Source organism: Streptomyces recifensis, from assembly GCF_002154615.1.
Taxonomy (GTDB): Bacteria; Actinomycetota; Actinomycetes; order Streptomycetales; family Streptomycetaceae; genus Streptomyces; species Streptomyces griseoluteus.
Map to the genome: position 1 here is coordinate 1 of NZ_MUNH01000080.1, position 11,185 is coordinate 11,185.

11 protein-coding genes and 1 pseudogene are annotated in these 11,185 nt (G+C 71.3%); 5 read left to right on the forward strand and 7 right to left on the reverse strand.

Features of this window, described 5'->3' with window-relative positions; all coding sequences use genetic code 11:
- Nucleotides 1-65: 65 nt before the first annotated feature.
- Complete coding sequence (locus tag CCN33_RS05230) at nt 66-491, reverse strand: nuclear transport factor 2 family protein (protein WP_086691610.1); 426 nt, start codon at nt 489-491, stop codon at nt 66-68.
- 311 nt (nt 492-802) lie between these two features.
- Here CCN33_RS05230 and CCN33_RS05235 point away from each other — a divergent pair, with 311 nt between their 5' ends.
- The 3 genes from CCN33_RS05235 to CCN33_RS05245 all read left to right on the forward strand — a co-directional run bounded on the left by CCN33_RS05235 (nt 803) and on the right by CCN33_RS05245 (nt 4,501).
- Entirely contained in the window at nt 803-979 is a 177-nt protein-coding gene (locus tag CCN33_RS05235) for a hypothetical protein (RefSeq protein ID WP_086691612.1), read from the forward strand.
- Nucleotides 980-1,099: 120 nt separating this feature from the next.
- Nucleotides 1,100-2,686, forward strand: coding sequence for an FMN-binding glutamate synthase family protein (locus tag CCN33_RS05240; protein WP_086691614.1), 1,587 nt, complete (start codon nt 1,100-1,102; stop codon nt 2,684-2,686).
- An 87-nt stretch (nt 2,687-2,773) separates the two neighbouring features.
- Entirely contained in the window at nt 2,774-4,501 is a 1,728-nt protein-coding gene (locus CCN33_RS05245; protein WP_086691616.1) for a thiamine pyrophosphate-dependent enzyme, read from the forward strand.
- Nucleotides 4,502-4,549: 48 nt separating this feature from the next.
- Here the strand turns inward: CCN33_RS05245 and CCN33_RS05250 are convergent, their stop codons facing one another.
- From CCN33_RS05250 to CCN33_RS05265, 4 genes are all read right to left on the reverse strand, one after another.
- Nucleotides 4,550-5,302 carry a dienelactone hydrolase family protein gene (locus CCN33_RS05250; RefSeq protein WP_086691618.1) on the reverse strand — a complete coding sequence of 251 codons (753 nt, stop codon included), beginning with the start codon at nt 5,300-5,302 and terminating at the stop codon, nt 4,550-4,552.
- Nucleotides 5,303-5,536: 234 nt separating this feature from the next.
- A complete protein-coding gene (locus CCN33_RS05255) occupies nt 5,537-5,989 on the reverse strand; it encodes an SRPBCC family protein (RefSeq protein WP_086691620.1) in 453 nt (150 codons plus the stop codon).
- A 61-nt stretch (nt 5,990-6,050) separates the two neighbouring features.
- Entirely contained in the window at nt 6,051-6,287 is a 237-nt protein-coding gene (locus CCN33_RS05260) for a hypothetical protein (RefSeq protein WP_086691622.1), read from the reverse strand.
- A gap of 275 nt (nt 6,288-6,562) precedes the next feature.
- Nucleotides 6,563-6,733 (reverse strand): hypothetical protein, encoded by a 171-nt coding sequence (locus CCN33_RS05265; RefSeq protein WP_030805403.1) that lies wholly within the window; start codon nt 6,731-6,733, stop codon nt 6,563-6,565.
- Nucleotides 6,734-6,876: 143 nt separating this feature from the next.
- On the opposite strand from CCN33_RS05265, the gene CCN33_RS05270 reads away from it, so the two are divergent.
- Entirely contained in the window at nt 6,877-7,050 is a 174-nt protein-coding gene (locus tag CCN33_RS05270) for a CsbD family protein (RefSeq protein WP_086691623.1), read from the forward strand.
- Between the two features lie 377 nt (nt 7,051-7,427).
- On the forward strand, nt 7,428-10,403 hold the full coding sequence (locus CCN33_RS31845) for an ABC transporter substrate-binding protein (RefSeq protein WP_483027234.1): 2,976 nt from the start codon (nt 7,428-7,430) through the stop codon (nt 10,401-10,403).
- Here the strand turns inward: CCN33_RS31845 and CCN33_RS31850 are convergent.
- Complete coding sequence (locus CCN33_RS31850; protein WP_086691627.1) at nt 10,400-10,780, reverse strand: hypothetical protein; 381 nt, start codon at nt 10,778-10,780, stop codon at nt 10,400-10,402. The two genes, CCN33_RS31845 and CCN33_RS31850, sit on opposite strands and share 4 nt — an antisense overlap.
- A pseudogene (locus CCN33_RS31855) lies at nt 10,773-11,185 on the reverse strand (MerR family transcriptional regulator); the annotation flags it as partial. The gene CCN33_RS31850 and the pseudogene CCN33_RS31855, both read right to left, overlap by 8 nt.

An 11,185-nucleotide genomic window follows, 5' to 3' on the forward strand; every position in this document is an offset into this window, starting at 1 on the left:
TGGGAGGAGTCGGGGGAGGAGAGGCGGCGACGGTGGGAGGAGGGACTGGCCCGGCTGGATGCCGATCATCCGGAGTGAGGGGACTCCGCGTGGACGAAGAACTCCGCCACGCCCTCGGGGTTCTTCGTGTAGACGTCGATCTCCTGCACCAGGCCGTCCTCGACCCGGAGGAGCTCGACCAGGGTCAGCTGGTACTCCTCGCCGGACGAGCGGGCCCTCAGTGTGCCGGTGAGGCGGCCGACGATCCCGGCCGGGCCCTCGAAGACGTCCACGCCGGTGATGGTCATGTCCGCGTGGGCCGTCATCCCGCCCAGGACGGCCTCCGCGAACGCCTCGCGGCCCCGGTGCACACCCCCGTAGGGGAGCCGGTTCGGTTCGTCCACGATCACGTCGGGGGCCAGCCGGGCGAGGATGCCCTTGACGTCGCCCTCGCTGAGCGCGGCGTACAGCGCTCGCACGACGTCCGCCGGGCTCTCGTTCTGGTCGCTCATCTCGTCACACCCTCCAGTCGGAATCAGGTACATCGACTCCTGCCCGCAGGACCGGGGACCTCCACAGAGTTTCGACAAGGTTGGTTCCTACGGTGCAGGCCGTGGACGACACCATCGGACGGCGTCAAGTCCTTCAGTCCGCGTCCGACGCTGAACGCGACTGTTGGTAACAAATATTGACGGAGGATCAGGACCGCAAGAGCGATGAGGCGTGTGCGAAGGCCGGGCGGTGAAAGGGTGACTGGCGCACCCCTTCACGGGCATTCGGTCAGTGTTCCGCACCACCTCACTCATCCGAAGGGGAGCACATCGTGCTGGCCATCATCTCCGCGGTCCTGTTCTTCATCGCCTTCCTCATCAACGCGGCGGACATCTCCACCAACGACACCTTCAGCTCGACCAACGTCATGCTGATCGGCCTCGCCCTGCTGGCCCTGCATGTCGCGGGCATCGGCGCCGGCTGGAGCACCCGGGGCCGCAGACGCTGAAGCCCACAGCGCCGAGCGGCCGAGGAAGCCGGCGGCCGCTCGGCACGGCCGGGCCGAACTCATGTGCGTTCCTTACCCGGCCCCTGCATGAGAGTCGCGGCAGCGGTAAGCGGGAAACACATGGTGCGTTTCGGAGCCGTGGGTCTCCTTCTGATCGGCGCGGCGGCCGCGGTGTCCGCCGCCGTCCTCGTGTCCCCCTGGTGGTGGTTCGCTGCCGGCGTCCTCGCGGCCCTGGGCCTGCTGGGCAGCTACGACCTGCTCCAGCGCGGGCACACGGTGCTGCGCAACTACCCCGTCATCGGCCACGCCCGCTACCTGCTCGAAGCGATCCGCCCGGAGCTCCAGCAGTACTTCGTGGAGCGCAACTTCGACGGCCGTCCCTACGACCGCGACACCCGCAGCATCGTGTACGAGCGGGCCAAGGGCATCGACGCCGAGGAGCCCTTCGGCAGCGAACGCGACATGTACCAGCGGGGCTACGAGTTCCTGGTGCCGTCGATGGCCCCCGTCGACACACCCGACACACCGCCCAGGGTCCGGATCGGCGGGCCCGACTGCGCCCAGCCGTACGACATGGCGCTGCTCAACGTCTCCGCCATGAGCTTCGGCTCCCTCTCCGCCAACGCGGTCCTCGCCCTCAACACCGGTGCGGCGCGCGGTGGTTTCGCCCACGACACCGGCGAGGGCGGCCTCTCCAAATATCACCTGCGCCCCGGCGGCGACCTGGTGTGGGAGATCGGCACCGGTTATTTCGGCTGCCGGACCAAGGACGGCGGCTTCGACGCCGAGCAGTTCGCCGAGAAGGCGGCGCACCCCGCCGTCAAGTGCGTCTCGCTCAAGCTGTCCCAGGGCGCGAAACCCGGCATCGGCGGCGTCCTGCCCGGCGACAAGGTCAACGCCGAGATAGCCGAGGTGCGCGGGGTCCCGCAGGGAGAGACGGTGATCTCACCCCCGTACCACCGGGAGTTCCACACCCCCCGCGAGCTGGTCCGGTTCCTGGCCCGGATGCGGGAGCTGGCGGGCGGCAAGCCGGTCGGGTTCAAGCTCTGCCCCGGCTCGCGCACCCAGTTCCTCGCCGTCTGCAAGGCGATGCTGGCCGAGGGCGTCACCCCCGACTTCATCGTGGTCGACGGCGCCGAGGGCGGTACCGGCGCCGCGCCGCTGGAGTTCGCCGACCACCTCGGGATGCCGCTCACCGAGGGGCTGATCACCGTCCACAACGCCCTGACCGGCGCCGGGCTGCGCGACCGCATCCGGGTCGGCGCCAGCGGCAAGGTCGCCACCGGCTCGGACCTGGTCAAGCGGCTGCTCATGGGTGCCGACTACACCAACGCGGCACGCAGCATGATGTTCGCCGTCGGCTGCATCCAGGCCCAGCGCTGCCACACCAACCGCTGCCCCACCGGCGTCACCACCCAGGACCCGCGCCGCGCCCGGGCCCTCGATGTCACCGACAAGTCCGACCGGGTTCGCCGCTACCAGGAGGCGACCGTCCGCAGTGCGCAGCAGATCATGGCCGCGATGGGCGTCACCGACCCGAGGGACCTGCGCCCGGAGATGCTGCGCCGCCGCGACACGCCGACCGGCGACTTCCGCTCCTACGCCGCGCTCTACGACTGGCTGGCCCCCGGCGAGCTGACCTGCCAGCCCCCGGCCGACTGGGCGGCCGACTGGAAAGCCGCCGACCCGGACCGTTTCACCGGCTGAACCGCAGGCACCCGTACAGGTACGCGGCACACCGTCCGCCGTACCGCAGCAGCGGGCCCCGAAGGGCCCGCGGAGAGGACACGCCCCATGGCCCGCACCGTCGCCCGTCTCGTCGTCGACACGCTGGAGGAACTCGGCGTACGCCAGGTGTTCGGCGTCGTCGGCGACGCGCTCAACCCGTTCACCGACGCCATCCGCGCCTCCGAGTCCGTGTCCTGGGTGGGCTGCCGCCACGAGGAGGCGGCGGCCTTCGCGGCCGGTGCCCAGTCGCAGCTCACCGACACGCTCGGAGTGTGCATGGGCACGGTCGGTCCCGGCTCGGTCCACCTGCTGAACGGCCTGTACGACGCCGCGAAGAGCGGTACGCCGGTCCTCGCCATCACGGGCCAGGTCCCGCAGGCGGAGATCGGCACCGACTACTTCCAGGAGGTCGACAACGACCTGCTCTTCAAGGACGTCGCCGTCTTCCGCGCCACCGTGACCTCGCCCGCGCAGCTTCCCGCGCTGCTGGAGGTCGCCGTGCGCACCGCCGTCGGCCGGCGCGGGGTCGCCGTACTCACCGTGCCCGGTGACGTCGGTGACCTGGAGGTGCCGGACGACCGGCCGGTCCGGCTGTCCCTGACCGGCTCCGCCAACCGGCCGGACGACCCCGCGCTGGACGAGGCCGCCTCCGTGATCGACGACGGCGGCAAGGTCACCCTGCTCGTCGGCCGGGGAGCGCGCGGCTGCCGGGAGGAGGTGCTCGCCCTGGCCGAGCGGCTGGCCGCGCCGATGGTGATCACCCTCAAGGCCAAGGAGGGCTTCGAGGGCGACAACCCCTACCAGGTCGGCCAGACCGGCCTCATCGGCAACCCGGCCGCCGCCCACGCGATGGACCATGCCGACACCCTGGTACTGCTCGGCACCGACTTCCCGTACCGCGACTGGTATCCGGAGGGGAAGAAGGTGATCCAGATCGACCGGGTCGCCGAGCACATCGGGCGCCGCGTGCCGGTGGACGTCGGGCTCGCGGCGGACGTCGGCCCGACCGTGCGCGGGCTGCTGGAGCGCGTCCGGCAGCGCACGGACCGGGGTCATCTCGACTCGGCGCGCGAGAAGTTCACCAAGTGGCAGGACGGCCAGCGGGACCTCGCCTCGCCCGGCCACGACCGCGGGCTGATCGGCAAGGTCCGCTCCAAGTTCGACAACCGCTCGCACCTCGTACGGCCCGAGGCGCTGGCCGCGGCCGTGGACGCCGTCGCGGACGAGGACGCCGTCTTCACCTCCGACACCGGCATGGCCACGGTGTGGCTGTCCCGGTTCGTGGAGATGCGCGGCGACCGCCGTCTGCTCGGCTCCTACAACCTGGGCTCGATGGCCAACGCCATGCCGCAGGCGATCGGCGCGCAGATGCTCGACAAGGACCGGCAGGTCGTCGCCTTCTGCGGCGACGGCGGGCTGTCCATGCTGCTGGGCGACCTGATGACCATCCGCACCGAGCAACTGCCGGTCAAGCTCGTCGTCTTCGACAACCAGCGCCTCGGCATGGTCAAGCTGGAGCAGGAGCAGGCCGGGCTGCCGGAGTTCGGCACGGTCCTCGACAACCCGGACTTCGCGGCCGTCGCCCAGGCCCTCGGCATCACCGGCATCCGGGTCACCCGGCCCGAGGACCTGACCGACGCGGTGAAGCGCGCGTTCGCCGAGCCGGGGCCCGTCCTGCTGGACGTGCTCACCAACCCCGACGAGATCGCCGTACCCGGCAAGACGACCGTCCAGCAGGGCTGGGGGTTCGCCATCGCCAAGGTCAAGGAGAACCTGTCGAGTTCGAGCCGGTAGACACGTGCCGTACGGCGGCGCCCGGTGCGCACACCGGGCGCCGCCGTTTCACGGTCGGGCCGGTGAGAGGTGCCGGGCGAAGAAGCGGGTCGCGCTGTCGGCCTCGGTCAGTTGCCAGGCGACATGCCCACCCGCGTTGGCGTGCAGCGACTTCTCCGGCGAGGCGAAGGCGTCGAACAGGGCGAGGCTCGCCTCGCGCGGAATGCGCTCGCTGTCCCAGTGCATGACGAACTCGACCGGCACGGTGATGCGCCTCGCCGCCTCGAACACGGCGTCCGGCCAGGTCATGCCGAAGACCGCGGCGGTGATCCTGGGCTCGGCCGCCACCAGCGGCATCCCGATCGCCATGCCCAGACCCAGGCCGACGTAGCCGACCGGCCCGCCGGTGCCGATCTCCGGGAGTTCCTGGAGGGCGTCGAGGGCCGCCCGGTACTCGGGCACGGCCTGCTCGGCCAGCCGGGCGTTGTACGGCACGACGACCGGCGCCTCCGGCGCGCCCGCCGCCTGGGCCCGGCGCAGCTCGGCGACGTCCTGCTCGTCCTGCGCGGAACGCAGCCGGTCGCCATGACCCGGCGCGTCGAGGACGGCTGCGTGGAAGCCGCACCGGGTCACGAGGAGGCGGGCGCGGCCCACCATCGCGCGGTGCCGCTTGGCCGTGCCGCCGCCGTGTCCCATGAGGACCAGGGGTGCGGGACCGGTGGCGGTGGGGGACCAGAGGACGCCGGGGACGTCGCCCAGGGTGAAGTCGCGTTCGCGGATGCCGTCCGAGGACGACTCGGCGGTGAATCGCAGAGCGTTCATGGTGGTGCCTTTCGGGAGTGCCTGGTGTGGAGGCGCTCCCGGCGACACCTACGTCGGTCGCCGGCCGTGACGCGAAAGGGGGAGCACCCACGTCGATACAGCGTTCATGGGTCTCACCTCCTCGGGCGGTGTCACGGTCGACCGCAAGCTACCCGACCGATCATGACGGGGTCCACCTCTTTTCGCGGTGAGGGGCGGGCTCGCGGGAGCCCGCCCCTCACCGCGAGGCCGTGCTCAGACCTCGCCGCGCCACTCGCCGGTGGCGGTGCCGCCCCGCTCCTCGATGAAGGACTTGAACCGCTTCAGGTCGCCGGTGGCCTGGCGCTTGACGAAGCCCAGCTTGTCCCCGACCTTCTCGGCCAGCCCCTCCGGGTCGTAGTCGAGCTGGAGCATGACCTTGGTCGTGCCGTCGTCCAGGCGGTGGAACGTGACCACCCCGGCCTGGCGGGCCTCCCTGCCGATGCTGGTCCAGGCGACGCGCTCGTCGGGGATCTGCTCGACGATCTCCGCGTCGAACTCCCGCTCGACCCCGGCGATCTTCGTCTTCCAGTGGAGGAGGGACTCCGTGCGCTGCTCGATGCGCTCGACCCCGTCCATGAACTGGGGGAAGTCCTCGAACTGGGTCCACTGGTTGTAGGCGTCCCGTACGGGGACGTTGACCTCGATGGACTCTTCCACGTGCGACATGCCGTTTCTCCTTGGCTGTAGCCGGTACCGGCGTGGCCGGTGCTCTGCGTTGCCCGCGCGGTCAGCGGCCGAAGGAGACGACGGTGCGCTCGTACTGGCTCAGGGCCTGGCCGAGGCCGAACCAGGTGGCGGGCCAGGTGGCGACGAATATGCCCCACCGGTCGGCCCGGTCCAGACCCTTGCCCTCCACCGTGCGCGAGGCGAACCAGGACGCGACGGACAGGCCGATGGCCGCGCAGGCGACGTTGTTGGCGTGCTCGCTGCGCAGACCCTTGTCGTACAGGAACTTGACGATCATGACTCTCCCTCACGGGCTCGACGACACCTGCACCACACTCGGGTGCGGCCGTGAGGGGCGCACGCGGAGCAGGGCAATGGGGTGACGCCGGGAGACGCGACGCGGTGGACGCGGGTCGGCCCCACGGGGCAGGAGGTGCAGGGTTCCACTGCGGTCCCCCGTGGGGCCGACGTTCTCCTCGTACCCCATCAAGCGCGGCGATACGCCCGTTCCCGGACACGGCGAAGTGGCCCGGCCGAATCCGGCCGGGCCACTTCATCACACAGGGCGCGCTTCTACCAGCGGTACCAACGGCCCTTGCGGCCGCCACTGCCGGCGGGGCGCACGATGAAGCCGAGCACCCACACGATGAGCACGATCACCGCGATCCACCACAGTGCCTTGAGCGCGAAGCCCGCACCGAAAAGAATCAGAGCCAGAAGAAGAACCAGAAGCAGGGGAACCATGTTTATCAACCTCCTGACCGCCGAATGCCCGCATCCTCGCCGTACACACACATGAATTACATCCGGTTCACGGGTTTACGTGCGGCGGATGCGGTCATCCGACCTCTCGTCAGGCAACAGCGGCACAGCGAAAGGTGAGCGGCATGAGCGCCAGCGAGAAGGCCAAGGCCACGACCGAGCAGGCGAGCGGCAAGGTCAAGGAGGCCGCGGGCCGCGGGGTGGGCAACGAGAAGCTGACCGCCGAAGGCCGCGCCGAGCAGGCCACGGGTGACACCCGCCAGGCCAAGGAGAAGCTGAAGGACGCCGCCAAGGACTGAATCCGCGGCGCGTCCCGGAGGAACGGCGTGCAGCGGAACCCGCACCGGTGAGGTGTGAGGTTTCGCCGCACGCCGTTCTTTCGTGCCCGGCCTTTCCTGAATCGTTGCCCACTCGTCACCAAGGGCCGTATGAAATCGTGACACCCGCCTTTTCGTGGCTCGCGGGATTTCCCTGGGGGAATTCCCCACGGAACCCGTGGTGAGACCTCGGACGAGCAACGGCAGGCGCGCGGGCTCGGCATCGCCCCGGATGCCCTCACCGCTGCGGGCTGGTCACATTTGTGCCACTCTCCCTCGCCCGGCTCACCGGCTGGGCAGACTTCACACCACTCCTTGTCCGGAAGGAGTACGAAGTCGACCGTGAGGAGCCTGAGTTGGTGACCCGCCTGGGCAGCGCAGACAGCCGACGGCACTACGCGACCACCCCGCGTCTCATCGAGATGCTGGACGCGATCTTCCAGGCGTTCCGGCGCCGCAGCCCCATGGCGCTGCCGGAATTCGTGCTGTACGCGGACGGCGGATCACCGGAGGGCGACGAGGCGGTACGCGGCAGCCTCGCCGAGCTGCGTCAGGAACTGCGGTCCAGGGGAGTGCCGTTCGCCGCCGTCCGGCAGTCCGCGCTCGTCGACCCCACCGACGGCGGCAGCCCCATGGTGCGCGCCCTGCGGGTCGTCCAGGCGCTCGGCGGCAAGCGCGCCCGGTCCGGGAGCGAGCCGTACGTGGAGCCGCACGCCTGGCGCGGCGGCGGACGTCAGTACGGCCAGTACACCTTCCCGCGCAGTGAGCTGCTCCTCGCCATAGAGAACGTCGTGCGGGAGGCCGGCCCCGACGCCGAGCCGGACGAACTGCTGCACGGGCTGAACCGCACCGGCTGGCGGCCCGGCGGCATCCAGTGGACGGCGAGGCTGCGCGACGCCGTCACCGACGCCTCCCGCACCGTCCCCGCCCTGCTCATCGCGGTCGTCGCGGTACTGATCACCGACAAGCCCTGGTACGTGACGCTGCTGTTCCTCGCCGTGGTCATGACCGCGCTGCTCGCCCTGAGCATCCTGCCGGGACGCGCGCCGGTGTTCCTCGGGCTGCGCCGCGAGGTCCGCTGGTTCCTCAGCACCACCTACCTCAACCAGGGCCCGCGCGCCGACCGCGGCGAGGGCCTCACCTGGCGCCTGCTGCGGCTCTGGCCGCCGGGGGCGGTACGCCAGCGGGTCGCCGCCGTGGCGCGGGACATCCAGGACGGCGGCCTCCTCGACGAGCACCGCACCGGCAGCGGCGACGAGGACGCCCAGCGCCGCCACCTCCAGTTGCGGGTGCACGCCCTGCGCGAGGACCTGCGTGACGCGCACCGCGCCTGGTCGCTGGATCTGCGCGGACGCAAGCGCCCCACCCCACCGGTCCTCGTCCTGCCCGACGCCACCCCCGACAACGGCCTGATCGAACTCGTCCGCGCCATCAGCGACATCCGCAGCATCCGCAGCGAACTCGACCCGCTGCTCGTCATCGCCGCCGTACGGCACGAGGACATCGCCCTGCTGCAGCGCAGCTACGCGGCCGAGCCCGCCGCGAGCCACCTCAACGGCTCGGGTGCCGACCTGCCCGCCTGGTACGCGAGCTGGAACCGCGCCCGCCGGGTCAGCCAGTCGCCCAGTCTGGAGGGCAGGACCCTGCCCTGGGTGCTGCGGGTGCCGCTGCCGGAGGGGCTGCTGCTCCACCCCGACCTCGGCGTCGGCTCCCCGCGCCGCTCCCGGCTGTCCACCGGGCGCCCCCGCTGGACCTGGCTGTGGTCCCTGCCCGCGCTGGCCCTCGTCCTCGCGGCCACCGGGCTCGGGCTCGGCGTCCGCGACCACCGGCTGACCAGCCAGTACTGCTCCAGCGACCTGCGCGGCGCCAACCAGGACACCCGCCGGGTCGAGACGCCGGGCGGCAAGGGCCCCGAGTGCGTCGGCGTGGCGACGGGAGGGGTCACCTTCCCGGTCGCGCGGCAGCTCCAGGAACTGATCCGCGAGGAGAACGCGTCGATCGGCGACAGCGACTACGTCACGCTGGTCTACGCGGGTCCACTCAGCGGACCCGACCCGGAGGGCAAGAACGACGACCAACTGGTCAAGGGCTTCGAGGAGTTGCGCGGTGCCTACATCGCCCAGCACGCCAACAACGCCTCCCAGCCGGTGAAGCTCCGCCTGCTGGTCGCCAACGGTGGTACGGACATGGCCAGTCAGGTCACGATGGCCGAGCGGATCGTGGACGTGGCACGCCGTGACCGTACGATCGTCGGCGTGGTCGGCATCGGCCGCGACATGACCGACACCGACAAGGTGCTGGAGACCCTGCGCCAGGCCGAACTCCCTGTCGTCTCCGGCACCAACTCCGGCACCTGGCTGCTGGACAAGCCCAACTTCTTCAACCTGGCGGCCACGGACCAGTGGCAGGTACGGCAACTGAAACTGCTGGCGGAGCAGTTGCGTGCCCCGGGCACCCACGGGTACGGCACCGCCGGCCGCGCCGTCGTCCTCGGCCGCAGTCCCGTCACCCATGACCGCTACACCCGCGAACAGATGGACCACGGCGCCCGGATGCTCACCGACGTGGGCTACCGGGTCGACCGGCTGGAACGATACGAGCTGAGCAACGGCCGCCCGGTTCTCGGCCGTCAGGTCGACCAGATCTGCCAGGAGGGCGAGGTGCCCCGTGTCGTCTACTTCGCGGGCCGCACCGAGGACGTCAACGCCCTGATGGACGGCATCACCTCCGAGCCCGGCTGCAACGGCAAGCAGATCGCGGTCCTCGCCGGGGACGACCTCTCCCAGGCGGGCTTCGACTCCGAGCGCAGCAGCGTCGCCGCCAACGTCACCCTCTACCACCTGGTCCTCACCGCCCCCGGCACCAAGAACCAGGGCACCATCTTCGTCAACAACCTGCGCAAACTCGGCCCCGGGCAGGAGAAGATCATCGGCCTGAGCGCGGCGACCCCGCAGACCGACAGCGCGCTCAGCGACGGACAGACGATGCTCATGCACGACGCCACCGAGGTGCTCTACCGGGCCGCGACCGGCGACGGGCAGCCGCGCGGGCGGGCCGAGGCATGGTCCGGCCTGCTGCGCACCAACATCGACAACCTCGCCACCGGCCGCATCGACTTCACCGCCGTCACCCAGGACGACGCCCGCGACCAGGGCCTCGAACCCGGCACCCGCGACAACTACGCCATCTCCCTGGTCCGCGTCGCCAACACCGGAGGCGCCCACTACGACCGCACCGTCCTCTGCTCCCGCCGCGCGGGCGACCGGCACCCCCTCACGAAGAAGGAGTGCGACGTGCACCGCAAGGCCCCGTCGTCCCCCCAGCCGCGCCCCTAGGCCGTGTCCGCACGGGGTAGCGGCTGACGCCAGTCGCCCAGCTCCGTGAGGAGGAACTGCCGGGCAAGGGACCGTACGTCGCCCCACACCGGCTCCGCGGCCAGCTCATCGGCCCAGAGCCCGGTGTGAGGCGCGTCGGCGAAGTGAGCGAGCCGTCGCCCCATGGCCCGCGCGGCGCTGAGGGTTGCCGGCTCGCCCACCCCGCGCTCCACCAGCCCCTCCCAGGTCCGGCAGAGCAACAGCACCTCCTCGACCACGGAAGCCGTCCCCACCGCCTGCTCACCCAGCCACCCGAGCTGATCCTCGGGGCCGGCCGCGAGGAGGGTCATGAAGCGCAGCGCCCAGGAGCGCAGGTGCGCGTCGCCGAGGTCACTCATGCGAGCACGACCGCATCCGGGTGCCTTCGTCAGCGTCTCCGGCCGTGCCGGTGAGTGCCTCGCGCAGCCATGCCTCGGCCGCACCCGGTGTGGGTTCCGGCGGGGCGCCGGGCGGGGTCGCCAGCTCGGACACCACGTCCCAGTAGTGGTCGAGTCGGGGCTCGTCGGCGAGGACGCCGGACAGCCGTCGCCGGAACGCCGCGCCGTCACGGGCACCCCCGGCCTCCGCCCAGGCCGCGACGAACCGGTCCAGGGCCTCGCCCCCGGCCGGGGCCCGCCCGGCCCGCAGCTCGGGGGCGGCGAGGTCGTACGCCTCCCTGAGCCCGGAGTAGAGGACGGCGGGACGGAAGCCGTCGCCGAACCGCTTCGGCGCGGGCGGACGGTCCAGGAGGCCCGGCGCACGTA